Source organism: Telluria sp. ZB4P36 (assembly GCF_059685865.1).
On sequence record NZ_JCASIE010000006.1, the window covers coordinates 65,721 to 91,029 of the forward strand.

Here is a 25,309-nt window from a genome sequence, read left to right on the forward strand (position 1 = left end):
GCATTCTCCTTCGATTACAGCGACATGCCGCCGTCGATGGTCAGGCTGGCGCCGGTCATGTAGCCGGATTCCTCGCCCGCCAGCCAGGCCGCCAGGGAAGCGACCTCGGATGGCTGGCCGACGCGCTTGAGCGGCACCATCGCGCGCACCATGTCGATCATGCTGGCGGTCATGTCGGTCTCGATCGGACCGGGCTGGATATTATTGATGGTGATGCCGCGCGGCGCCAGGTCGGCCGCCAGGGCCTTCACCATGGAAGCGACCGCGCCCTTGGTCAGCGTATAGACGCTGGAACCCGGGTGGCTGCTGCGCTCGGCGACATTGCTGCCGATCGTGATGACGCGCCCGCCCACACCCATGTGCGGCAGCGCCGCCTGGATCGCGAGATAGACGCCGCGCACGTTCACGTCGAGCATGCGGTCCAGGTTCTCCAAGCTGAAGGCGGCGATGTCCGCCAGTTCCAGGATGCCGGCGGCGACCACCACGGTGTCGATGCGGCCGAAGCGGGCCACCGTCTGCCCGACGGCATCGCGCAGGGCGGCCGGGTCGGCGCTGTCGGCCTGGATCGCCAGTGCCCGCATGCCATACCCCTCGATAAGGGCGGCCACCTCGGCGGCGCGGGCGCCGGCTGCGGCGTACGTCAAGGCGACGTTGGCGCCTTCGCGCGCCAGGCGCTGGGCGATGGCGGCGCCGATGCCGCGCGAGCCGCCGAAGACGAGGGCCGTTCTTGCTGCAGTCTTGCTGATCATGCTGTTTCCTTTCAGTGGATGGATGCTGCGTCGTGGAGGGCTCCATTACGCGCTTCCCGCGTGTACCGGATATGTCGAAAAGCGCGGGTTTTGCAATCGCATGTGTATCGCCGCCCTCCGGATACATGGAGATACAAAGCCGGTCTCAGGACGTCTCGTCTAGCAGGGCGCGGATGCGGGCCTCGGTCTCCGCATAAGCGCCCTCGCCGAAGTGGGTGTAGACGACGCGGCCGCGGCGATCGATCAGGTAGACCGCCGGCCAGTACTGGTTGCCATAGGCCTGCCAGGTGGCGTAGCGGTTGTCCTGCGCCACCGGATAGCCGATGCCGAAGCGCTTGATGGCCGCCTGCACGTTGGCGGTCGAGCGCTCGAAGGGGTATTCCGGCGTGTGCACGCCGACCACCACCAGGCCCCTGTCCTTGTACTTCTCGTGCCAGCTCTTCACGTGGGGCAGGGTGCGGATGCAGTTGATGCAGGTGTAGGTCCAGAAGTCGACCAGCACGACCTTGCCGCGCAGGCCCTGCATGCTCAGCGGGGAAGAATTCAGCCACTGGTCGACGCCGGTGAATTCGGGTGCGGCGACGGGGCGGCTGAGCGGCGCGGCGCCGGCATGCAGGTAGGGCGCGCCCAGCAGGGCGGCGGTCAGGGTGGCGATCAGGCGTTTCATGGTGCTTCCTTTCAGGAGGGGATGAAGTCGGCCAGGCGGGCGTAGAGCAGGGCGTCGGCCTGGAAATAGAAGAGGGCGGCGGTGGCCAGGATCAGGACGCCGAATACCTGCTGCAGGCGTTCGGCATGGCGGGCCACGGCGCGCACGTGGCGGCGCGCGAACTGGCCGCCGTAGGCGATCGCCAGCATCGGGACCCCGGCGCCGAGGGCGTACAGCATCAGCAGGCCGGTGGAGCGGCCGAGGTCCTGGGCCTGGGCGGCCAGCACCAGGATGGCGGCCAGCACCGGTCCCGCGCAGGGCGTCCAGACGGCTCCCAGCGACACCCCCAGCAACAGCGCGCCGGTCTTGCCGGCGCGCGGTCCGCCGGATGGAAGGGCGCCGGCCAGGCGGCCGAGGCGTTCCATGGCCCAGGCATAGGGCGTCTTCCACAGCATGGCGAGGCCGGCCAGCGCCAGCACTGCCACGCCGGCCAGGCGCAGCGCCTCGTGGGCCTGCACCACGTGTTGCGAGGCGCTGGCCAGCAACAGGCCGAGCGAGGAGAAGGCGATCACGAAGCCGGCCACGATGAACAGCGGCCGGCTGCGGTCCTGTTCGCCCAGCGCACCGCCCAGCACGATCGGCAGGATCGGGAGCACGCAGGGCGAGGCGATGGTGAGCACGCCGCCGAGCAGGGCAAGCGGGGCGTCGATGGAAGCGGTCATGGTGTGGTCCTCCGGGGGGTTGGAAGACCCCATTGGACCGTGCCGGCGTATCCGGCTTGTGTCGGCAAACCGGGGTATTTGCAATCTTGTGTGTACGGCGGGGCGCCGGATACATTGGCATACAAACCCCGGCCCCGGTCCGTTATAGTCACCACTGCGCCATCAACCCGCCCAACCGACCGCCATGGACAACCCCGACCACATCCTGATCGTCGACGACGACCGCGAGATCCGCGAACTGCTTGCCAGCTACCTGGAGAAGAACGGCGTGCGCGCCTCCGTCGCCGCCAACGGCCGCGAGATGCGCAGCCTGATGGAGCAGCACCAGGTCGACCTGGTGGTGCTGGACCTGATGCTGCCGGGCGAGGACGGCCTGGCCCTGTGCCGCGACCTGCGCGCCGGCAAATGGCGCACCGTTCCCATCCTGATGCTGACCGCGCGCGACGAGGAGACCGACCGCGTGGTCGGCCTGGAGATGGGCGCGGACGATTACCTGACCAAACCCTTCGCCGTGCGCGAGCTGTTCGCGCGCATCCGCTCGATCCTGCGCCGTGCGCGCATGTTGCCGCCCAATCTGGAGGTCAAGGAACCCGGCCAGTTCCTGCGCTTCGGCGACTGGAAGCTCGACACCGTCGGCCGCCATCTGCTGGACGGCGAAGGCACGCTGGTGGCCCTGAGCGGCGCCGAATACCGGCTGCTGCGCGTCTTCCTCGACCATCCGCAGCGGGTGCTGACGCGCGACCAGCTGCTCAATCTCACCCAGGGCCGCGAGGCCGACCTGTTCGACCGCTCGATCGACCTGCTGGTGAGCCGTATCCGCCAGCGCCTGCGCGACGACGCCCGCGAACCGCGCTATATCAAGACCTTGCGCAGCGAGGGCTATGTGTTCTCGTCCTCGGTCGAGGTGGCGGACGGTCCGGCATGAAGGGGCTGCGCCTTCCCTGGCCGCGCAGCCTGTTCGCGCGCCTGATGCTGATCCTGTGCATTGGCCTGGGGGCCGCGCATGCGCTGTCCTTCGTCCTGATCATGTCCGAGCGGCGCGAAGCCACCGTCGGCCTGATGCTGGACTACCTGGAGCAGGACGTGGCCAGCTCGGTCGCCTTGCTGGACCACCTGCCGGCCGCCGAGCGCGCCGCCTGGCTGCGGCGCCTCGAGCGCCGCACCTACAGCTTCGCGCTGCAGCCCGCCGACCCGGGGCACGCGCCGGACAGCGCGCATTCGCAGCGCATCGCCGAGGCCCTGGTCGCGGCGATCGGCAAACACTACCCGGTGCGAGCCCATGCCGTGCCGGGTTATCCGAACCGCGTGCAGGCGCAGGTGACATTGGGCGACGGTTCCCCGCTGACGATCGACATGCGGCCCAGGGGCATGCCGGTGGCGGACTGGCTGCCCGCCGTGCTGGCGGGCCAGCTGGGCTTGCTGGCCATGTTCACCTGGCTCGCGGTGCGCTTGGCCACCCGGCCGCTGGCGCGGCTGGCCGGCGCCGCCGACAGCCTGGGCCCGGACCTGCGCGGGGAAGCGCTGCCGGAGTCCGGCCCGCTGGAGATCGCGCGTGCGGCGCGCGCCTTCAATGCGATGCAGGGGCGCCTGCAGGCCTACATGGCCGAGCGCACCCAGATCCTGGCCGCGATCTCGCACGACCTGCAGACCCCGATCACCCGCATGCGCATGCGCGCCGACATGCTCGACGACGAGATCCTGCGCGAGAAGATGAACCGCGACCTGCGCGAGATGGAAGCCATGGTGCGCGACGGCGTCGCCTATGCGCGTACCCTGCACGGAACGCTGGAAGCGCCCTGCCGCATCGATCCGGATGCGCTGCTGGACAGCCTGGTGAGCGATTACCGCGACGCGGGGCAGGACGTGGCGCTGCAGGGCCGCGCCGGGGGAACGCTCGCCACCCGGCCGCAGGCGCTGCGCCGCATCCTGGGCAACCTGATCGACAATGGACTCAAGTACGGCGACGCGGTTCAGGTGAGGGCCGAACGCCGGGACGCTGAACTGCATATCTCCGTCAGGGACAGGGGGCCGGGCATCCCCGAGGCGGAACTGGAAAGGGTGTTCGAACCCTTCTATCGCCTGGAAGGCTCGCGCAGCCGCGATACCGGCGGCACTGGACTGGGGCTGGCCATTGCCAGGCAGCTGGCGGCCGCCATGGATGGCAGACTGACCCTGCGCAACCATCCGCAAGGTGGCCTGGAGGCCTGCTTCGTCTTGCCCGGCCTGGAAGGATTCAGACCGCCACCGGCAAGGCCGTCGTCTCCTTGATGCGCTGCAGCGCAAAACTCGACTTCACATCCAGCACCGCCGGATGCTTGAGCAGGGTCCCCATCATGAAGCGCGAGAAGTGGTCCATGTCTTCGACATGCACGCGCAGCAGGAAATCCATCTCCCCGGTCATCGCATAGCAGGCCACCACTTCCGGCCAGGTGCCGACCGACACCGCGAAATCGTTGCGCGGCGAGGTTGCCGGCAGGCTCGGTGCGCCGCGGGCGCCGCCCGCCACTTCGCTGTGCTTTTCCAGGCGCACGTTTACATAGGCCAGCAGTCCCAGGCCGATCTTGTCCGGGTCGACCAGGGCCACGTACTGGCGGATCACGCCCGCTTCTTCCAGGCGCTTGATGCGGCGCAGGCAGGGGGAAGGGGACAGGTTGACGCGCTCGGCCACGTCCTGGTTCGACAGCCGGCCATCCGTCTGCAGCACCGCCAGGATCTTGCGGTCAGTCTTGTCGAGCTCGATTTTTGACATGTTTTCCTCGGTGGATTCGCGAACCTAGCAATTTTATTGCGCAAATCGTCCGGCGGGGGGAATTGATTGGAATTTAATGCCGGTGCCCCAGGAATATACTGTGCGCCTGATGGATCAGGCTGGTCCCACCAGCCCGCGCGCACGATGGCCACCAAGAGCCGCAGCGCCCTGTATCCCTGGCAAAAAGTTGACGGAGACACCGCATGAACGCACCCCTCGAGCGCGCCAGCCTGGCGCTGCCGCAGCACGCGCAGCACGACCACGATATTACGCTCGACGACAAGTGGACGCTCGAACGCGGCCGTGCGTTCATGACCGGCACGCAGGCCCTGGTCCGCCTGCCGATGCTCCAGCGCGAACGCGACCTGAAGGCCGGCCTGAACACCGCCGGCTACATCACCGGCTACCGCGGCTCGCCGGTCACCGCCGTCGACCAGACCGCGATGAAGGCGAAGAAGCACCTCGAGGCCCACCACGTCAAGTTCCACCCGGGCATGAACGAAGACCTGGCGGCGACCGCCGTCTGGGGCACCCAGCAGACCAACCTGTACAAGGACGCCAAGTACGACGGCGTGTTTGCCATGTGGTACGGCAAGGGCCCGGGCGTGGACCGCTGCGGCGACGTCTTCAAGCACGGCAATAACGCCGGCTCCGCGAAGCACGGCGGCGTGCTGGTGCTGGCCGGTGACGACCATGCGGCCAAGTCCTCGTCCACCGCGCACCAGTCCGACCACATCCTGACCCACTGCGGCATCCCGGTGCTGTACCCGTCCTCGGTGCAGGAATACCTCGACTTCGGCCTGCACGCCTGGGCCATGAGCCGCTACACCGGCCTGTGGGTGTCGATGAAGTGCGTCACCGACATCATCGAATCCGGCGCCGTGGTCGACCTCGACCCGGACCGCGTGCAAATCGCGCTGCCGACCGACTTCGAACTGCCCCCTGGCGGCCTGAACATCCGCTGGCCGGACGCCGTGCTGGACCAGGAAGTCCGCATGAGCAACTTCAAGTGGTATGCCGCGCTGGCCTATGCGCGCGCCAACAAGCTCAATCGCATCATCTGGGACAGCCCCAAGCCGAAGATCGGCATCATCACCGCCGGCAAGAGCTACCTCGACACCCGCCAGGCCCTGGCCGACCTCGGCATCGACGAGCAGGCGGCCGCCGACATCGGCCTGCGCCTGTACAAGGTCGGCATGACCTGGCCGCTCGAATCCGAAGGCGTGCACGAGTTCGCGCGCGGCCTGGACGAGATCCTGGTGGTCGAAGAGAAGCGCCAGGTGATGGAATACGCGCTGAAGGAAGCCCTGTACAACCTGCCGGACGGCGAGCGTCCGCGCGTGGTCGGCAAGTTCGACGACACCGGCGAATGGAGCAACAAGGACCGCATGGGCCACGGCGACTGGCTGCTGCCGGCCACCTACGAGCTGAACCCGGCCCAGATCGCCCGCGCCATCGCCTCGCGCATCTCGCACTACTGCGCCGGCCACCCGGTCGAGCAACGCGTGAAGCAGCGCATCGCCTACCTCGAGCAGAAAGAGCTGGTGCTGAAGAACATCCCGGCCAAGGCGAATCCGGAAACCGACCGCATCCCTTACTTCTGCTCGGGCTGCCCGCACAATTCCTCGACCAAGGTGCCGGAAGGCTCGCGCGCCATGGCCGGCATCGGCTGTCACTACATGGTGCTGTGGATGGACCGCGAGACCTCCACCTTCACCCACATGGGGGCGGAAGGCACGACCTGGATCGGCCAGTCGCCCTTCACCGACGAGAAGCACGTGTTCGTGAACCTGGGTGACGGCACCTACTTCCACTCGGGCATCCTGGCGATCCGCGCGGCCGTGGCCGCGAAGGTCAACATCACTTATAAAATCCTGTACAACGACGCGGTCGCGATGACCGGCGGCCAGAACGTCGACGGTCCGCTCGATCCGGGCATGATCACGCGCCAGATCGCCGCCGAAGGCGTGCGCCCGATCATCGTCGTCACCGACGAGCCCGAAAAATACCCGGACGACTATGCCTGGGCCGAAGGCGTCACCGTGCGCCACCGTTCAGAGCTGATGGACGTGCAGAAGGAACTGCGCGAAATGCCGGGCGTGAGCGCCGTCATCTACGACCAGACCTGCGCCTCCGAGAAGCGCCGCCGCCGCAAGAAGGGCGAGTTCCCCGACCCGGCCAAGCGCGCCGTCATCAACGAAGCCGTGTGCGAAGGCTGCGGCGACTGCTCGGTGCAGTCGAACTGCCTGTCGGTCGAGCCGCTGGAGACGGAGCTGGGCCGCAAGCGCCAGATCAACCAGTCCTCGTGCAACAAGGATTTCTCCTGCGTCTCCGGCTTCTGCCCGAGCTTCGTCACCGTCGAAGGCGGCGGGTTGAAGAAGCCGAAGAAAGCGGCAAGCGCCGATGCCACCCCGCCGGCACTGCCGGCACCGATCATCCCGTCGGTGGCGGAGCCTTACGGCATCCTGATCGCCGGCGTCGGCGGCACCGGCGTGGTCACCGTCGGGCAGATCCTGGCGATGGCGGCCCACGTGGAAGGCAAGGGCGCCCTCGTGCTCGACCAGTCCGGCCTGGCCCAGAAGGGCGGTCCGGTGATGTCGCACGTGCGCCTGGCCGAGCACCAGGCCGACCTGCACTCGACCCGCGTCGGCACCGGCAGTGCCGACCTGGTGATCGGCTGCGACCAGATCGTCACCGCCAGCCGCGATGCCCTGAGCCGCATGGGCGAGGGCCGTACCTGGGCCGCCGTCAACTCGACCGGCGCCACCACCGCGGCCTTCGTCAAGAACCCGGACTGGCAGTTCCCGGCCGAGGGCTCGCGCGGCGCCATCGTGCAGGCCTGCGGCACGGAGAACGTCGACTTCGTCGACGCCGGCAAGATCGCCACCGCGCTGATGGGCGACGCGATCGCGACCAATATGTTCATGCTGGGTTACGCCTTCCAGAAGGGTCATGTGCCGCTGCAGGAAGCCTCGCTCATCAAGGCGATCGAACTGAATGGCGTCTCGGTCCCGTTCAACAAGGCCGCCTTCCACTGGGGCCGTACGGCCGCCCACGACCTGGCCGCGGTGAAGAAGCTGGCGACGCCGGCCCAGGTGATCGAGTTCAAGCGCAGCGACAGCCTGGACGACGTGGTCAAGCGCCGCGTCGAACTGCTGACCGCCTACCAGGACGCCGCCTACGCCGCGAAGTACAAGGCCTTCGTCGACCAGGTACGCGCCGAGGAAGCCAAGCTGGGCAAGGGAAGCCGCCTGGCGGAAGCCGTGGCCCGCTACTTCTACAAGCTGATGGCCTACAAGGACGAGTACGAAGTCGCCCGCCTGCATACCGACCCGGCGTTCAAGGCGAAGATCGCGGGCATGTTCGAAGGCGACATCAAGCTCAAGTTCCACCTGGCGCCGCCGCTGCTGGCCAAGCACGACAAGGAAGGCCGCGCGCTGAAGAAGGAATACGGCCAGTGGATGATGGGTGCCTTCGGCGTGCTGGCCAAGCTGAAGGGCCTGCGCGGTACCCCGTTCGACGTGTTCGGCTATACCGCCGAGCGCCGCACCGAGCGTGCGCTGATCGGGGAATACCGCCAGACCGTGGAAGCGCTGCTGCCGAAGCTGACTGCGGAGAACCTCGCGCAGGCGGTGGCCATCGCCAGCATCCCGGAAGACATCCGCGGCTACGGCCACGTGAAGGAGCGCCACCTGAAGGCGGCCAGGCAGAAGGAGGCGGCCCTGGTCGCGGCCTTCCATGCGCCGGCCGGCGCCGCGCCGCGCGCAGCCTGACCCAGGCCGCATGCCAATCAGACAAGGCCACCGCTGGTGGCCTTGTTTTTTTGATTCTCTTTAGCATTTCTTGTTGTCCATCAGATCCAACTGTTACAGTTGGTTGCACTTGGGCCCGATAGCCGCGTCTATAATCGATTGCATGAAACCGCCATATGTACATGGTCGTATGCCGACCACCCCCCGCCTGATCGCATCGCTGCTCGCGGCAGCCTTCGTCCTCGCCGGATGCGGCGGTGGCGGTGGTTCGCCCGGCGTCGTGTCGAATCCGGGCCAGACCGGCCAGCAGCCGCCGCCCACACCCGTCACCCCGACCCCGCCGGTCGGCACGGCGACGCCGGAAGACCTCAACCCGAATCTGCTGGGCGATGCCTTCAACACCTACTGGAACCTGTGCGCCAAGCCGCGCACCGGCCTGGACAGCGTGGGCAAGCCTTTCCCGGACCGCCAGGGCACCCTGCTCGACGAGCTGAAGTTCCTGCGCGCCTGGGCCAACCAGTACTACCTCTGGTACAACGAGATCCCCAACACCTACCGGATGGCCGATTTCACCAACCCCATCGACTACTTCAACGTGCTCAAGACCTCGGCCCTGACCGAGTCGGGCCAGCCGAAGGACAGGTACCACTTCACCTACGCCACCGAAGAGTGGGAAAAGCTGCAGACCTCCGGGATCGACCTGGGCTATGGAGTGACCTGGAAGCGCAACAGCGCCACCGTGCCGCGTACCTGGCTCGTGACCCTGGTGGAGCCGGGCTCGCCGGCTGCCGCCGCCGGCCTGCGCCGCGGCGACATGCTGCTCAAGGTGGACGGCGTCGACTTCGTCAACGGCAGCACCGCCGACCAGGTCAACAGGATCAATGCCGGCCTGTTCCCCGAGACGGCCGGCCAGGCGCACCAGTTCACCCTGCAGCGCGGCGGCACCAGCTTCGACGTGTCGATGACCGGCGCGGAAGTGCGCATCGACCCGGTCAAGCACGTGCAGGTGCTCGACACCCCGACCGGGAAGGTCGGCTACCTGAGCTTCGAGACCCACAACGCCGTGTCGGAGAAGGAGCTGGTGGATGCCTTCACCACCTTCAAGCAGGCCGCCGTGAGCGACCTGGTGCTCGACATGCGCTACAACGGCGGCGGCCTGCTGTACATCGCCAGCGAGCTGTCCTACATGATCGCCGGTCCGGAACTGACCGCAGGCAAGATCTTCGAGCGTCCCCAGTTCAACGACAAGATCGCGCAGCAGCCGGCCATTCCCTTCCTGACCACCGCCTACGGCTTCAGCTCGCCGAACCCGGTGCGCGCCGGTACGCCGCTGCCTTACCTGGGCCTGAAACGCGTCACCGTCCTGACCACTTCGGGCAGCTGCTCGGCCAGCGAAGCGGTGATCAACGGCCTGCGCGGCGCCGACATCCAGGTCGACGTGATCGGCAGCCAGACCTGCGGCAAGCCCTACGGCTTCACGCCGGTGCCGAACTGCGGCACCACCTACTTCTCGATCGAGTTCAAGGGCGTGAACAACAAGGGCTTCGGCGACTTCTCGGACGGCCTGGCGCCGACCTGCCAGGTGGCCGACGATTTGTCGCGTCCGCTGGGCGACCGCAGCGAAGGCCTGCTGGCCGCGGCCCTGAGCTACCGCGAAACCGGCACCTGCCCGCCGGCCACCCGCGCGCGCCAGGTGAACATGGAGCTGGTGCGCCATCCGGCCAAGGAAATCTCGATCTACACGAAGCCGCGCCAGTAAGCTTCGCCTGATACAAAAGAGCCCGGCCAGCACTGCTGCCTGGGCTCTTTTCATTCTGGAAACAGGTCTATAATCGTCGGCTTTGCCACCTGACGATTGCTGGAGTCTTCCCGATGATTCGTTCCGCCCTGCTGCTGGCCCTCCTTGCTGCCGTACCCGCTGTCCAAGCCGCCCCCGACCTCACCACCATTTCCGAGCGCTCCGGCTTCCAGGCCACCGGCCGCTACGACGAAGTCATCAAGCTGTGCGGCGACTTCGCGAAGGCGTATCCGAAGCAGGTGAAGTGCGTCGATTTCGGCCGCACGCCGGAGAACCGTCCGATGATGGCGTTGGTGGTGTCGAACAGCGGCGCGTTCACGCCGCATTCTGCCAAGAAGCAGGGCCTGCCGGTGACCCTGATCCAGGGCGGCATCCACGCCGGCGAGATCGACGGCAAGGACGCCGGCTTCCTGGCCCTGCGCGAAACCCTGAACGGCAAGCTGGCCAAGGGTGCGTTGGACAAGCAGGTGCTGGTCTTCGTCCCGGTGTTCAACGTCGACGGCCACGAGCGCTTCGGCAAGTGGAACCGCCCGAACCAGCGCGGCCCGGTCGAGATGGGCTGGCGCACCACCGCCCAGAACTTCAACCTGAACCGCGACTACGTGAAGGCCGACGCGCCGGAGATGCAGGCCATGCTCAAGCTGGTCAATGCCTGGGATCCGCTGACCTACGTCGACCTGCACGTCACCGACGGCGCCAAGTTCCAGCACGACGTCTCGATCCAGGTCGAGCCGGTGTATTCGGGCGACCCGGAATTCCGCAAAGCCGGCCTGGCCCTGCGCGCCAACGTCATCGCCGACATTGCCAAGCAGGGCTCGATGCCGCAGTCCTACTACATGTCCTTCGCCAAGACCGACGATCCGCAGTCCGGCTTCGTCGACAGCGTCTCGGACCCGCGCTTCTCGACCGGCTACTTCCCGCTGCGTAACCGCATGGCGCTGCTGGTCGAGACCCATTCGTGGAAGGATTACCCGACCCGCGTGCGCGTGACCCACAACACCGTGATCTCGATCCTGGACCAGGTCGCGCAGAACGGCAAGCAATGGCAGCAGGCGGCACTGGCCGCCGACGCCCGTGCCGCGCAGCTGGCCGGCACCCAGGTGGCGCTGAGCTACCGCACCACCGACAAGACCGAGATGGTCGACTTCCAGGGCTACGAGTACACCCGTACCCAGTCCGACGTGTCCGGCATGCTGATGACCCGCTATGACGAAAGCAAGCCGCAGGTCTGGCGCGTGCCGCTGCGTGAGGAAGTCGTGCCGGACCGCCTGGTCACCGCGCCGCGCGCCGGCTACATCGTGCCGGCCGCCTACGCCGACATCGTCGCGAAGAAGCTGGCCCTGCACGGCATCGCCTTCCGCAAGCTGGACAAGGCGATCGCGCAGGCGCCCGTGGAAACCTTCCGCGCCGACAAGGCGAGCTTCAGCGCCACCTCCTTCGAGTCGCACCAGCGCCTGATGCTGGACGGCGCCTGGAAGGCCGAACCGCGCCCGGTACTGCCGGGATCCCTGTACGTGCCGGTCAACCAGCCGAAGGCGCGCCTGGTGGTAGCCATGCTGGAGCCGCAGGCGCCGGACTCGCTGCTGGCCTGGGGCTTGTTCAACAACGCCTACGAGCGCAAGGAGTACATGGAGGAATACGTGGCCGAGGACGTGGCGCGCGAACAGATGGCCGCCGATCCGGCGCTGGCGGCGGAATTCAAGCGCCGCGTCGAGACCGATCCGGCCTTTGCCAGGAACCCGCACGCGCGCCTGGACTTCTTCTACAAGCGTCATTCGTCCTGGGACGAACGCTTCAACCTGTATCCAGTACTGCGCGCGCACGTCGCGCCCTGAAACAAGCTTTCCGGATGGCCTGGCGGCGCACTGCGGTGCGCCGCTTGTATTTCAACTGGGTAATTTTGTTGTCGTTCAGATACATTCCTCAATTGAGGTATTGCTAACAGTCAACAACTCCCCTAGTCTCGCGTGAACTGCGCGCCGGTTACAAAAAAAGACAAACTGCGCAGGTGAGAGAAACCACCGACCTGAAAGAGATCCATGTCGCAGGTGTCTTCGCACCTGCAGCTTGTCGCCCGGCGCGCGATGTACTCGCGCTGAAAGACAAGGACCATGCCCAAACCGACCCTGCCACAACGATCCACCCTCGCCCTGACCATCGCCTTCGCCCTTGGAGGCTGTGGCGGTGGAGGAGGCGATTCCGCCCCACCTGCCGGCCCCGGCCCGATTGCCCAACCGCCGGCGCCCAGCACGGTACTGACCGGCGTGATCGTCGACGGTTACCTGAGCGGCTCGACGGTCTGGCTCGACCAGAACAATAATGGCCAGCGCGACGGCAGCGAGCCGTCCGCAGTGACCGACGCCGGCGGCAAGTTCGGCCTGACGGTGGCCGCGGCCATCGCCCAGGTCAACGGCCAGCGCCTGCGGGTGACGGGCGGCACCGATACCTCGACCGGGCTGCCGTTCAGCTATGCGATGAGCGCGATGGTGGAAGACGCCGCCAGCAAGCCGTCGGTGACGGTCACGCCCCTGACGACGCTCGCCGAAGCGATGGTCGCCTCCAACGCGGCGCCTAACCTTGCCCAGGCGCGCGAGATCGTGGCGCGCGTGTTCGGCCTGTCCTCGGTCCTGGTGCTCGACCGCGACCCGCTGACGGTGGCCGCTACCGAGCCGACCTTGATCCAGAAGATGGTCGCCCTGCAGAAGGCCATGGAAGTCATGGCGTGTACCGAGAAGACCACCACCGAAGCCGACGCGACCGCTGCCTATGGCCGGGTGGCCCAGGCGGTGGCCGCGGAACTGACGCGCATCAGCGCCTCCGGCGGTGCGGCTTCGGTCAGCGGACTGGTGCAAGGCGCCGTCACCAACCAGGACCGCCTGCTGACCAACCGCGCTGCCGCCCGCGGCACGGTGATGCTGGCCGCCGACGTGGCCAACCTGGTGGAAGCCAGCCTGGCGGTCGGCGTGGGCCGCGTAATGCAGGCGGCACCGGGCGCTACCGGCGCGGCGCTGCAGCCGCTGCTGACCCTGTACGTCGATCCCATCATCCGCATCGTCGACGACGTGCAGAACCGCGCCGAGAGGGTGGCGGCCACAATCACCCAGGCGCCTGCCGGCCAGCCGCTGCGCCTTGGCACGGTCGCGGCCGAAGCCGGCCTGCCGGCGGTCACCGTGGCGCTGGTGAGCGCCACCAGCGCGCTGACCGGCGTACCGGCGGCGTCCGCCCAGCCCTCCACCCAGCTTGCCGGCGTGGTGCAGGCGATCCAGGGACTGCCCGTGACGCAACCGACGCCGGCGCCGACCCAGGCCCCGACGCAAGCCCCGACCCTGGCGCCGACGCCGGCTCCGACGCAAGCCCCGACCCAGGCGCCGACCCAGGCACCGACCCCGGCGCCGACCCAGGCGCCAACTGCGGCGCCGACCCAAGCGCCAACGCAGGCACCCACCCAGGCACCAACCCAGGCGCCAACGCAGGCACCAACCCAGGCGCCAACCCAGGCGCCAACCCAGGCACCAACCCAGGCGCCAACCCAGGCACCAACCCAGGCGCCAACCCAGGCACCGACGCAAGCACCGACCGCCGCCCCAACCCCTGCACCGACCGCCGCCCCGACCCCGGCGCCGACCGCAGCGCCGACGCCGGCACCAACCGCGGCACCAACTGCGGCCCCGACCGCCGCGCCAACCCCGGCTCCGACCGCCGCCCCGACCGCCGCGCCGACTGCGGCCCCGACCAGTGCGCCGACCCCAGCCCCGACCGCCGCGCCGACCGCGCCGCCGACGGCTCCACCGGCCCCACCGCCGACCGACTTCCCGCGCGGTTAAGCAGGCGACAACGAACGCACACGACACGGACGCACCGAGGACAACGCAATGACCATCACTATCAACGAAATTCCGCTCGACCCGAACGACAGCACCAAGACCCAATGGGGTTCGGCGCTGAGCGCCCAGTATTATTTTGTCATCGCTAACGGCACGGCCGCTGCGGAGACTTTCGATGCCGCCACGAGCATCAGCTCGGCGATGCGCACGCTGATGGCCCAATACGGCCGCGGCGTCGTGGTCAACATGGGCGAGGGCGACGACACCGTGATCGGCTCCGACTATGCCGACACGATCAACGCCGGCAGCGGCAACAACCGGATCGACGGCGGCGCCAACGGAGGCTCGCTGCCGCATGGCGGCAAGCCGCGCGATGTCCTCAACGTCTTCGTCGACAGCGCCGCCGCCGGCGCCGCCGTGGAGGCGATCGAGATCAGCGACTCGGCTACCGGCCCGGATGGCGCGGCGTATGCCGACGGCTACCGCTTCAAGATCGTCAACGGCGCCGATACCAACTACGTCAAGAACGTCGAGCAGGTGAACGTGTTCCTGGCTTCGGGCGGCTACGTCAAGACGATCCGTCTCGCGCTCGACGTGAACGAGATCGCCGTGACGGACAATGCGGCCGGCTTCATGCACCTGGCCTGGGCGCAAGGCAGCAGCTTCACCGACAACTTCTCCATGGCCGACGTCTCGGTGGCCACCAAGGCCCTGATGGACCAGCACGGACGCGGCGTCTGGATCGACACCGGCGCCGGCAACGACACGGCGCAGGGCAGCGGCTACGGCGACGACTTCACCATGGGCGCCGGCACCAACCGCGTGGACGGCGGCGCCAATGCCGGCTCCCCGCCATGGGGCGGCAAGGCACAGGACGTGCTGCACGTCGTGGTGGCCAGCCAGGCCGCCGCGGATGCGGTGCAGGTGACGCAGCTGGCCGCCGGCATGAGCGGGACGGATGCCCAGGCCTTCGCGGACGGCTACACCCACAAGGTGGTGGCGGGCAGCGAGACCGACTACATCAGGAACATCGAACGCATCACCGTGCAGGTGGCGACCCCCGATGGCGGCAGCAGCTGGGTGCGCGACATCCCGCTGGCCGTGGTGGTGCACGAGGCCGACCTAGCCAATACCAGCAACAATTATTACCACTTGGCCTGGGTGAACGGCACCCAGGGCGCTGATGCCATCGACCTGTCGGGCGACACCGCCCTGTTGTCGGCGGCGCTCAAGACCGCCATCGGCGCACGCGGGCGCGGGGTCTGGGTCGACGGCGGCGCCGGCAACGACACGATCACCGGCACCGGCTATGCCGATAACTTCCGCAACGGCACGGGCAACGCCAAGATCGACGGCGGCGCCAACATCGGCGGCAAGGACGTCTTCGAGATCTCGGTGGCAAGCCAGGCCGAGATGGACGCCGTGCGCGTGCTCGCCTCCGACGACCCGGCCTATGACTGGATGGTCACCTATGGCGACGGCAAAACCGAACGGGACTACCTGAAGAGCATCGAGGCGATCTCGGTCCACGTGACTGGCACCTCGACCGGAAAGTGGATCCCGCTGGCCGTGCAGGTGAACGAGATCGGCTCCGGCCAGAACGCGGCGACCCAGATGCACCACGCCTGGGTCCAGGGCACCGAACATGCGGACCGTTTCAATGCGTCCACCGACCTGTCCGCCGCCACCAAGTCGCTGATGGACCAGCATGGCCGCGGCGTCTGGGTCGACATGGGCGCCGGCGACGACACGGCGCAGGGTAGCGGCTACGGCGACGACTTCAACATGGGCGCCGGCACCAACCACGTGGATGGCGGCGCCAACGCCGGCTCGCCGCCGTGGGGCGGCCAGGCCCAGGACGTGCTGCGCGTGACCGTCGCCAGCCAGGCCGATGCGGATGCCGTGCAGGTGACCCAGCTGGCCGCAGGCATGAGCGGCGCGGACGCCCAGGCCTTCAACGACGGCTACACGCACAAGGTCGTGGCGGGCAGCGAGACCGACTACCTGAAAGGCATCGAGCGGGTCACGGTGCAGGTCGCCACCGGTAACGGCGGCAGCACCTGGGCGCGCGACATCCCGCTCGCCGTGGTGGTGCGCGAGGCCAACCTGGCCGCGCCGGACCTGGCGAATTATTACCACCTGGCCTGGGTCAACGGCACCGCCGGCGGCGACAGCATCGACGCCGGCGCCGGTTCGACCCTGCTGTCGGCACCGCTGAAGGCCGCCATGGCAAGCCACGGCCGCGGCGTGTGGATCGACGGCGGCGCGGGCGCCGACACCATCGTCGGCGGCACTTATGCCGACAATATCCGCAACGGCGCCGGCAATGCGAAGATCGACGGCGGCGCCAACATCGGCGGCCAGGACGTGTTCGAGGTCTCAGTCGGCAGCGCCGCCGAGATGGACGCGATCCGGGTCGAGGCGTCGGACGACAGCGCCTACACCTGGATGGTGACCTATGGCGCCGGCAGTACCCAGAAGGACTACCTGAAGAACGTGGAAGCGATTTCGGTCCACGTCAGCGGCACCAGCACCGGCAAATGGATTCCGCTGGCGCTGCGGGTGCAGGAGATCGCGTCCGGCACCCAGAACCTGGACCAGCAGATGCACTTTGCCTGGGCCCAGGGTACCGGGGGCGCCGAGAGCTTCAATGCGTCCACCGACCTGTCGGCGGCGACCAAGGCCCTGATGACCCAGCACGGCCGCGGCATCTACGCGGACATGGAAGGCGGCAATGACACGGTGGTCGGCTCGGCCTACGGCGACGACATCGATGCCGGCGCCGGCACCAACTACGTCGATGGCGGCGCCAACACCGGCACCGCGCCCTGGGGCGGCAAGGCCCAGGACGTGCTGCGCGTGACCGTGGCCAGCCAGGCCGCAGCCGATGCGGTGCAGGTCACCGCGCTGGGCGCCGGCGGCACGGCCGAGGACGCGGCGGCATTCGCGGCCGGCTACACCCACAAGGTGAGCGCGGGCGCCGAGACCGACTACATCAAGGGCATCGAGCGCGTCAGCGTGCAGATCGCCCGCAACGACGGCGGCAGCAGCTTCGGGCGCGATATCCCGCTGGCGGTCACCGTCCAGGAGGCCAACCTGGCCGACAGCAACGTCGGCAACTATTCCCACCTAGCCTGGGTGAACGGCACGGCCGGTGCCGACAGCATCGACATGGGGGCGGCCGGCATGCTGTCGAGCCCCCTGACGGCGGCCATGGCAAGCCGCGGCCGCGGCGTGTGGATCGACGGCGGCGACGGCAACGACACCATCGTCGGCACCGGCTACAGTGACTTCATCCGCAATGGCGCCGGCAATTCGCGCGTCGACGGCGGCGCCAACGTCGGCCAGGACACCGGCGGGCGCAAGGCCGGCGACGTGTTCCAGATCGATGTGGCCAGCGTCGCCGCGATGAACGCGGTGAAAGTGGTGGCCTCGGACAATCCGGACTACACCTGGATGGTCACCTACGGCGCGGACAGCAGCCAGAAGGACTACCTCAAGAATATTGAAGCGGTGTCGATCCACGTGCCCGGCGCGGGCACCGGCAGGCACATCCCGCTGGTGCTCGAGGTCCACGAGATCGCCGCCGGCGACAGTACGGCCAATCACATGCACCTGGCGTGGGCGACCGGCACCGCCGGCGCGGACAGCTTCGACGCTGCGACGGACGTCTCGGCGCCGACCCGCGCCCTGATGGACACGGCCGGGCGCGGCGTCTTCGTCGACACCGGCGCCGGCAACGACCGCATCGTCACCAGCGCCTACGGCGACAACATCGTCGCCGGCGCAGGAGTGAACCACATCGACGGCGGCGTCAACCTGGGCACCAGCCCGGGCGGCGGCAACGCGGCCGACGCGCTCCAGATGTACGTGGCCGACCAGGCCGCGGCGGATGCGGTCGCGGTCACCAAGCTCAGCGCCAGCTCCACCGGGGCCGATGCCGACGCCTTCGCCCTCGGCTACCAGTACAAGGTCGCCAACGGCAGCATCGAAGTCGACTACGTCAAGAACATCGAGCAGGTCCACGTGCTGGTCTGGAACGACAAGGATGGCGACGGCCTCCAGGACGGCGGCCCGCAGGGCGATCCTGCCAACGAAATCAGCTTTGCCCGTTCGATCCAGCTGGGTGAGCAGCCCCAGCCGCCGAACCGGTCCAACAGCGCGCCGACCTTTGCCGGCGCCCCGGCCGGCGTGGCGATCGACGCCGCAGGCGACAGCTACTCGACCACGGGCGGCACCGTGCTCGCCGGCGGCAAGCTGCTCAGCTTCCACGTCCTCTACACCAACGATGGCACCCCGAGCCGCGGCGTGCTGGCGCGCCACGATGCCGATGGCAGTATCGATACCTCCTACGGCGGCGGCAGCGGCCGCGTCGAGATCGCCGGCCTGCGCAGCTTCTCGAACGCCGCGCCGGTAGAACTGGCGGACGGCAAGGTACTGGTGGTGGCCACCACCACCGGCCAGCCCTACGACATGCGCGTGCTGCGCCTGAATGCGGACGGCTCGCCCGATACGAGCTTCGGCAACGGCGGCCAGACGCTCATCAACGTCAGCGCCGGCAATGACCAGCCGGTCAAGCTGATGGTGCAGCCCGACGGCAGGATCGTGGTCGCCGGCTGGACCAGCGCAGGCGCGACCGGCGACATGGCGCTGACCCGCCTGAACGCCAACGGCAGCCTGGACACCAGCTTCAACCAGACCGGTTTCGCGACCCTGTCGATCGCGGCCGGAAACGATACGGTGGCCGGCGCAACCCTGCAGCCGGACGGGAAGATCGTGCTGGTCGGCTATGCGCCGGGCAGCGCCAAACTTGACGTCGCGGTGGCCCGCTTCAATGCCGACGGCACGCTCGACACGGGCTTCGGCACCGGCGGCCAGGTGATGCTGCCGGTCAGCCCGGGCACCGATACCGCGCGCGACGTGATCGTGCTCCCAGACGGCAAGCTGCTGCTGGCCGGCACCGTGCGCACCGGCGACGGCAGCGGCGACGTGGACGGGCTGCTGGTGCGCCTGAATCCGGACGGCTCGCTCGACACCGGCTTCGGCAGCGGCGGCATGGTGAAGGCCCGCCATACCAATGGCAACGACCTCTATAACCGGATCCAGGTCCAGGCCGACGGCAAGATCGTCGTCCTCGGCAGCGTCGGCGAGCCTTCGACGGGCAGCACGGGCGGCGACCTGGCGCTGACGCGCTACCACCAGGACGGCAGCCTCGATACCGCGTTCGGCGTCAACGGCACGGCCAGCATCCCGTCCGGTGGGGGCGGCGTGAATGCGGTCGGCTTGGCGCTCACGGGCGGCAAGATCGTCGTGTTCGCCACCGCCTATATCAGCATGCAGTACGACGCCAACAGCCTGATCGCCCGCCTCGACGCGAACGGCAGGCTCGACCCGACCTTCAACCAGGCGCCGGTATCGACGCTCGACGGCGGCGTGGCGCGCGCCAATGGCCTGCAAGCCCAGGTCCTCGACCGCAACGTCGTCGTGTACGACGCCGAGCTGGCCGCGCGCGGCAACTACGGCGGCGCCAGGCTCACGCTGGAGCGCCAGGGCGGCGCCAGCGCCGACGACCTGTTCTCGGGCAGCGGCGAAGTGCTCATCTCCGGCCAGGCCCTGCAGGTCGGCGGGATCACCATCGGCAGCGTATCGCAGGCGGGCGGCACGCTCGTCATCACTTTCAACAACCTGGCGAGCCAGGGCCTGGTCAACCGTGCGCTGCACGGCATCGCGTACGCGAATGCCAGCGCCAATCCGCCGGAGACGGTCACGATCGACTGGCGCTTCAGCGACGGCAACGACGGCAGCCAGGGCAGCGGCGGCGTGCTCGGCACGCTCGCCAGCACCCAGGTCCGGATCGGCGTGTCGGTGCAGGAAGTGGCCGAAGGCCAGCCCGGCCTGTCCACCTCCGGCCAGCCGCTGTCCAGCCTCGATTTCATGGCGCACGTGAACGGCAGCGCCCGCAGCGACTCCTTCGATGCCGCCACCGGCTTCTCGGCCGCGGCACAGGGCCTGATGCAGCAGCACCAGCTCGGCGCCACCTTCGTGATGGGGCCGGGCAGCGATACCGTTACCGGCACCGGCTACAGCGACGACTTCACCATGGGCAGCGGCGTGAACCGGGTCGATGGCGGGGCCAACGCCGGCGCCCATCCATATGCCGCTGGGGCCGGCTTCGACCGTCTCAACGTGTATGCCACGGGCAATGAGCAGGCGGCTGCGGTGCGGGTCACCAGGCTTGATGCCGGTGCGACCGGCGAGGATGCCGCCGCCTTCGCGGCCGGCTACGGCATCAAGGTCATCAACGGCAGCGAGATCGACTATGTCAAGAATGTCGAATCGATCGCCGTCTTCAAGTACAACGACACCAACGGCAACGGCCAGAAGGATGCCAGCGAAGCGTCGCTCTGGGTGCGCGAGATCGCCGTGAAGCTGCGCGTCGACGAGATCGACCCCGCCAGCACGAACTCCATGCACTTCGCCTGGGCCAATGGCTGGGACCAGGACGACCGCTTCGATGCCACCGCCGACATCTCGGCCGCTACCCGCGCCCGGATGGACACTTACCAGCGCGGCGTCTACGCCGATACCGGCGCCGGCAACGACACCATCGTCGGCTCGGCCTACGGCGACAACTTCACCGTCGGGACCGGCATCAACTGGATCGATGGCGGCGCCCAGGCCGGCGACATGCCACAGGGCGGCCGTGCACGCGACGTGCTCGACATCTTCGTGGCGGACGCCGCGGCAGGCGCGCAGGTCAAGGTAGTAACGCTCACCGCCGGCATGAGCGGCGACGATGCGCTGGCCTACGACAAGGGCTATACCTACAAGATCGTGGCGGGCGCCGAGATCGACTACGTGAAGAACATCGAACTCGTCAACATCCACGCCTGGAACGACGCCAACGGAAACGGCCAGCGCGAGTACAACGGCGAAGTCCAGTACCTGCGCCGCATCCCGCTGGCGATGCTGGTGGATGAGGTGATCACCGGGGCCGCCAACCCGGGCAGCGGCAGCGACCCGCTGTCGACTTACAGCCACTTTGCGTGGGTCTACGGCTCGCAGGGAGATGACAGCTTCGCCGTCGCGGCCGACGTCAGCGCCAAGACCCAGGGGCTGATCAGCAAGTATGGCCGCGGGGTCTCCGTGGACGTCGGCGCGGGCAACGATCATGTCAGCGGATCGGCGTTCGGCGACCACTTCACGCTCGGCACCGGCATCAACAAGCTCGACGGCGGGGCCAACCTCGGCACCAACACCATTGGCCAGCCGATGGAGGACATCCTCAATGTCTACGTCGCCGACCAGACCGCAGCCGACGCGGTGCAGATCGTCGAACTGAGCGCCGGCATGAGCGGCGCCGACGCCCAGGCATTCACCGAGGGCTACCGCTTCAAGATCGCCAACGGCACGGTGTCAACCGATTACGTGAAGAACATCGAGCGAGTCTACATCCAGATCTGGAACGACAAGAACGGGGACGGCCAGCGCGACCACCGCAACCAGGACGATCCGACCAACGAGATCAAGTTCGTACGCAGCGAAATGCTCAGTTCGAACACCGCACCGAGTTTCGCCGGCGCCCCGGCCGGCGTGGCGGTCATCGATGCCGGCTACGACCTGACCCCGATCGGCTTCGTCGCCATCCCGGGCGGCAAGGCGGTGACCGTGGCGCTGGTCGACGGCGTCGATGCCGGCGCCAATTACACCACCGCGCTGCTGCGCACCAACGCCGACGGTTCGCTCGACACGAGCTTCGGCAACGGCGGCCGCGTCATGCTGCCGACCTTCTTCGGCAGTGTCGGCGCACCGGTCCTCCAGGGCGACAAGATCCTGGTGCCGTTCTCGACCTCTCTCGCGGCCAGTTCCGACCTGAAGCTGGTGCGCTACAACGCCGACGGCAGCGTGGACACGGGCTTCGGCCTGAATGGCGAAGCGGTGGTCTCGCTGGGCAACCGGCAGGAAACGCCGCGCGACCTGCTGGTGCAGGCCGACGGCAAGATCGTGCTGGCGGGCGTGATCAACATCGCCAGCACCGATAGCGACTTCGGCATCGTGCGCCTGAACGCGGACGGCAGCCACGACACGGGCTTCAACGGCAGCGGCAAGCTGGTAGTTCCCTTCGGCGCCGGCTTCGACACGCCGAACACGATGCTGGTCCAGCCCGACGGCAAGCTGCTGCTGGCTGGTACCACGCCGGGCCAGGCGGGCACCGATCTGGCGCTGCTGCGCGTTAACGTCGACGGCAGCCTCGATGGCGGTTTCGGCAACGGCGGCAAGCTGGTGCTGCCGGTCGGCCCGGGCGTGGACACGGTCTCCGCTGTCACCGTGCTTGCAAACGGCAAAATCCTGCTGGCGGGCAGCAGCCGCAGCGGCGCCGAATCGACCAGCGACTACGACGTATCGCTGGTGCGCCTGAACGCCGACGGCACGCTCGACACGAGCTTCGGCACGGGCGGCAAGACGCTGGTACATACCACCGCCTTCGACGACCGTGGCGCGCACATGCTGGTACTGGACGACGGCACGATCATCGTGGCAGGCTCGAGCGACGGCAGGGGCAGCCTCGGCGGCGATATCACGCTGCTGCGTTTCAACGCCGACGGCACGCTCGACACCGCCTTCGGCGCGCGCGGCGTCGCGGCGCTGCCGCTGCGCGGGATCGGCGACATCGTCAACGGGATTGAACTGGTCGGCGGCAAGCTGGTCGTGCTGGGCACGGCCAACTTCAACCTGCAGGGTGACGCCAGCATGGTGCTGGCGCGCTTCAACCTGGACGGCAGCCTCGATACCGGCTTCCACACCGGCCAGGTGAATTCGCTCGGCGGCACGGTCCGAGGCGACGGCGTGCGCCCGGTAATACTGGACGCGAATGCCGCCATCTACGATGCCGAAATGTCGGCACACAATGAGTATGGCGGCGCCTCGCTCACGCTGACGCGCCAGGGCGGCGCGAATGCCGAGGACGTGTTCAAGGCCATGGGCGAGGTCAGCTTCGCGAACGGCCAGTTGACGGTCGGCGGCGTGCAGGTGGGCTCGGTGTTCCATGGCTCTGGCACGCTGACGCTGTATTTCAACTATCCTGCGCCCCAGGATCTGGTCAACCGTGCCCTGCATGGCATCGGCTACACGACGACCTCGGCCGCCCCCCAGTCGTCCGTCACGATCGAATGGACCTTCTCGGACCGTAACGGCGGACAGCAGGGCCGCGGCGGTGCGTTGGAGACGGTCGGCACCACGACGGTGGAAATCGGCCTGGTCACGACCGAGGTCGTGCGCGCCTACGCCAACCCGGCGATGAGCACGGAAAACCGCCTGCTGACCCAGGTCGATTACTTCGCCAGCGTGAACGGCTCGGCCCATGGGGAAACCTTCGGCCCGGCCGGCTTCTCACTGGCAGCGCGCGCCCTGATGGACGAGTTCCAGCGCGGCGCCCGCTTCCAGATGGGCGGCGGCGACGACCGCATCACCGGCACCGCCTATAGCGACGAGTTCACGATGGGGACCGGCACCGACCATATCGACGGCGGCGCCAACATCGGCAACCTGTTCGGCGGCGCCGGGCGCGACACGCTGCGCGTACTGGTCGCCGACCAGGCGCAGGCCGATGCGGTCCGTGTGCTGGCGCTGGGCGGCAGCGCCGCCGACCTGGCCGCGGCCACGGCCGGCTACAGCGCCAAGGTGGTCGACGGCGCCAACAATGTCAGCTACGTGCGCGACATCGAAAGCCTGAGCATCTCGCGCTGGCAGGATGCGAATGGCGACGGCGTGGCCCAGGGCGGCGAACTGCAGTACGTGCGCGGCGAATGGACGTCGACCTACGTGGGCGAGGTGCAGCTCAGCACCACCAATCCAGCACAGGATTCCTCCGGCCGCCCGCTGGCCGAGTCCATGCATCTCGCCTGGGTGAATGGCTGGGCCGGCAACGAGAGCGTGAATGTGGCGACCGACGTGTCGGCGGCGACCCGTAGCCTGATGGACCAGTACAAGCGGGGCGTGTACGCCGATCTCCGCGGCGGCAACGACAGCTTCACCGGTTCGGCATACGGCGACCACATCGAAGCCGGCGCCGGCTTCAACCGCATCGACGGTGGCGCCAATACCGGTCTCGACCCGCAGGGCTACGCCGCGCGCGACTACATGAACGTCTACACCGGCAGCGCCGCGGAAGGTACGGCGGTACGCGCGGTGCAGTTGACGGCAAGCGCCACCGGGGACGACCTGGCAGCCTTCCAGGCCGGCTACACCTTCAAGCTCGAGCGCGGCGCCGAATTCGATTACCTCAAGGGAATCGAGTCGGTCGGTGTCTCGCACTGGGCCGACGACGGCGACGGCGTCCGCGAGAGCGGCGAGATCAGCTCCGTCAAGCAGATCGAGCTGGCGGTCCATGTCGGCGAGCAGAAAGTGAGCACGACCGATCCGACCAAGACCACCAATGGCCAGGACCTGGCGACCATGGGCAACTTCGCCTGGATCAACGGCACCAGCTTCAGCGAGAGCGTATCCGCGACGGACCTGCTGTCCACCGAGGTGAAGGCCCTGATGGCGCAGTACGGGGCCGGCGTCTACATCGATGCACGCGGGGGCGGCGATACCATCGTCGGTACGGCTTACGCGGACAGCTTCGTGCTGGGCAAGGGCGTCAACTACCTCGATGGCGGCACCAGCCTGGGCAACTCCTCGCGGAGCACGGCCGGTGACATCCTCGAGATCTATGTCGGCAGCGTGGCCGAGCGCGACGCGGTGACGTTCACCGTACTGACCGGCGCCCTGAACGGCGCCGATGCGGCGGCCCAGGCGGCCGGCTACCAGTACAAGATCATCGCCGCCGGCGAGACCAACTACGTCAAGGGCATCGAGAACTACAACGTCCACGTCTGGAACGACAAGGACGGTGATGGCCAGCGCGACTACAGCAACGACGCGACCAACGAGGTAAGCGACTCGGTGTTCACGATCCAGCTGGTGGGCTTCCCGACCTGAGCATGACGGCGGCGCCGGTACGGGCCGCAAACGACAACCCCCGGCAGCCGCTTGCGGCTGCCGGGGGTTTTTTCATGGCGCGGCGA

General features: G+C 68.0%; 11 protein-coding genes. 7 read left to right on the forward strand and 4 right to left on the reverse strand.

Annotated features, from left to right (window positions below; translation table 11 throughout):
• Window positions 1-14 precede the first annotated feature (14 nt).
• From AC56LK_RS10790 to AC56LK_RS10800, 3 genes are all read right to left on the reverse strand, one after another.
• Entirely contained in the window at window positions 15-749 is a 735-nt protein-coding gene (locus AC56LK_RS10790; RefSeq protein WP_497184546.1) for an SDR family oxidoreductase, read from the reverse strand.
• Window positions 750-894: 145 nt separating this feature from the next.
• Window positions 895-1,416: a thioredoxin family protein gene (locus tag AC56LK_RS10795; protein ID WP_497184547.1), complete on the reverse strand. Its 522-nt coding sequence runs from the start codon at window positions 1,414-1,416 to the stop codon at window positions 895-897.
• 11 nt (window positions 1,417-1,427) lie between these two features.
• Complete coding sequence (locus AC56LK_RS10800; RefSeq protein ID WP_497184548.1) at window positions 1,428-2,117, reverse strand: cytochrome c biogenesis CcdA family protein; 690 nt, start codon at window positions 2,115-2,117, stop codon at window positions 1,428-1,430.
• A 184-nt stretch (window positions 2,118-2,301) separates the two neighbouring features.
• Here AC56LK_RS10800 and AC56LK_RS10805 point away from each other — a divergent pair, with 184 nt between their 5' ends.
• A complete protein-coding gene (locus AC56LK_RS10805; RefSeq protein WP_497184549.1) occupies window positions 2,302-3,042 on the forward strand; it encodes a response regulator in 741 nt (246 codons plus the stop codon).
• Window positions 3,039-4,385 carry an ATP-binding protein gene (locus AC56LK_RS10810; protein ID WP_497184550.1) on the forward strand — a complete coding sequence of 449 codons (1,347 nt, stop codon included), beginning with the start codon at window positions 3,039-3,041 and terminating at the stop codon, window positions 4,383-4,385. The genes AC56LK_RS10805 and AC56LK_RS10810 overlap by 4 nt, the downstream gene beginning before the upstream one ends.
• Here AC56LK_RS10810 and AC56LK_RS10815 read toward each other — a convergent pair.
• The gene (locus AC56LK_RS10815) at window positions 4,351-4,866 is read right to left on the reverse strand and encodes an Lrp/AsnC family transcriptional regulator (RefSeq protein WP_497184551.1); all 516 of its coding nucleotides are present in this window, start codon (window positions 4,864-4,866) and stop codon (window positions 4,351-4,353) included. The genes AC56LK_RS10810 and AC56LK_RS10815 overlap by 35 nt on opposite strands.
• 203 nt (window positions 4,867-5,069) lie before the next feature.
• Between AC56LK_RS10815 and AC56LK_RS10820 the strand changes: the two genes are divergently transcribed.
• The 5 genes from AC56LK_RS10820 (at window position 5,070) to AC56LK_RS10840 (ending at window position 25,223) form a co-directional block, all read left to right on the forward strand.
• Window positions 5,070-8,639 (forward strand): indolepyruvate ferredoxin oxidoreductase family protein, encoded by a 3,570-nt coding sequence (locus AC56LK_RS10820; protein ID WP_497184552.1) that lies wholly within the window; start codon window positions 5,070-5,072, stop codon window positions 8,637-8,639.
• Window positions 8,640-8,808: 169 nt separating this feature from the next.
• The gene (locus AC56LK_RS10825; protein WP_497184553.1) at window positions 8,809-10,377 is read left to right on the forward strand and encodes a S41 family peptidase; all 1,569 of its coding nucleotides are present in this window, start codon (window positions 8,809-8,811) and stop codon (window positions 10,375-10,377) included.
• Between the two features lie 113 nt (window positions 10,378-10,490).
• Window positions 10,491-12,251: a M14 family metallopeptidase gene (locus AC56LK_RS10830; RefSeq protein ID WP_497184554.1), complete on the forward strand. Its 1,761-nt coding sequence runs from the start codon at window positions 10,491-10,493 to the stop codon at window positions 12,249-12,251.
• A gap of 276 nt (window positions 12,252-12,527) precedes the next feature.
• Complete coding sequence (locus AC56LK_RS10835) at window positions 12,528-14,240, forward strand: hypothetical protein (RefSeq protein ID WP_497184555.1); 1,713 nt, start codon at window positions 12,528-12,530, stop codon at window positions 14,238-14,240.
• Window positions 14,241-14,288: 48 nt separating this feature from the next.
• Window positions 14,289-25,223 carry a hypothetical protein gene (locus AC56LK_RS10840; RefSeq protein ID WP_497184556.1) on the forward strand — a complete coding sequence of 3,645 codons (10,935 nt, stop codon included), beginning with the start codon at window positions 14,289-14,291 and terminating at the stop codon, window positions 25,221-25,223.
• The last annotated feature ends 86 nt before the right edge of the window (window positions 25,224-25,309 follow it).

Excerpts from the sequence above, each read along its gene's own strand:
- AC56LK_RS10810 (WP_497184550.1), top strand. The coding sequence starts at position 3,039 with ATGAAGGGGCTGCGCCTTCCCTGGCCGCGCAGCCTGTTCGCGCGCCTG.
- AC56LK_RS10820 (WP_497184552.1), top strand. The coding sequence starts at position 5,070 with ATGAACGCACCCCTCGAGCGCGCCAGCCTGGCGCTGCCGCAGCACGCG.
- AC56LK_RS10825 (WP_497184553.1), top strand. The coding sequence starts at position 8,809 with ATGCCGACCACCCCCCGCCTGATCGCATCGCTGCTCGCGGCAGCCTTC.
- AC56LK_RS10800 (WP_497184548.1), bottom strand. The coding sequence starts at position 2,117 with ATGACCGCTTCCATCGACGCCCCGCTTGCCCTGCTCGGCGGCGTGCTC.
- AC56LK_RS10840 (WP_497184556.1), top strand. The coding sequence starts at position 14,289 with ATGACCATCACTATCAACGAAATTCCGCTCGACCCGAACGACAGCACC.
- AC56LK_RS10795 (WP_497184547.1), bottom strand. The coding sequence starts at position 1,416 with ATGAAACGCCTGATCGCCACCCTGACCGCCGCCCTGCTGGGCGCGCCC.
- AC56LK_RS10830 (WP_497184554.1), top strand. The coding sequence starts at position 10,491 with ATGATTCGTTCCGCCCTGCTGCTGGCCCTCCTTGCTGCCGTACCCGCT.
- AC56LK_RS10815 (WP_497184551.1), bottom strand. The coding sequence starts at position 4,866 with ATGTCAAAAATCGAGCTCGACAAGACTGACCGCAAGATCCTGGCGGTG.
- AC56LK_RS10805 (WP_497184549.1), top strand. The coding sequence starts at position 2,302 with ATGGACAACCCCGACCACATCCTGATCGTCGACGACGACCGCGAGATC.
- AC56LK_RS10790 (WP_497184546.1), bottom strand. The coding sequence starts at position 749 with ATGATCAGCAAGACTGCAGCAAGAACGGCCCTCGTCTTCGGCGGCTCG.
- AC56LK_RS10835 (WP_497184555.1), top strand. The coding sequence starts at position 12,528 with ATGCCCAAACCGACCCTGCCACAACGATCCACCCTCGCCCTGACCATC.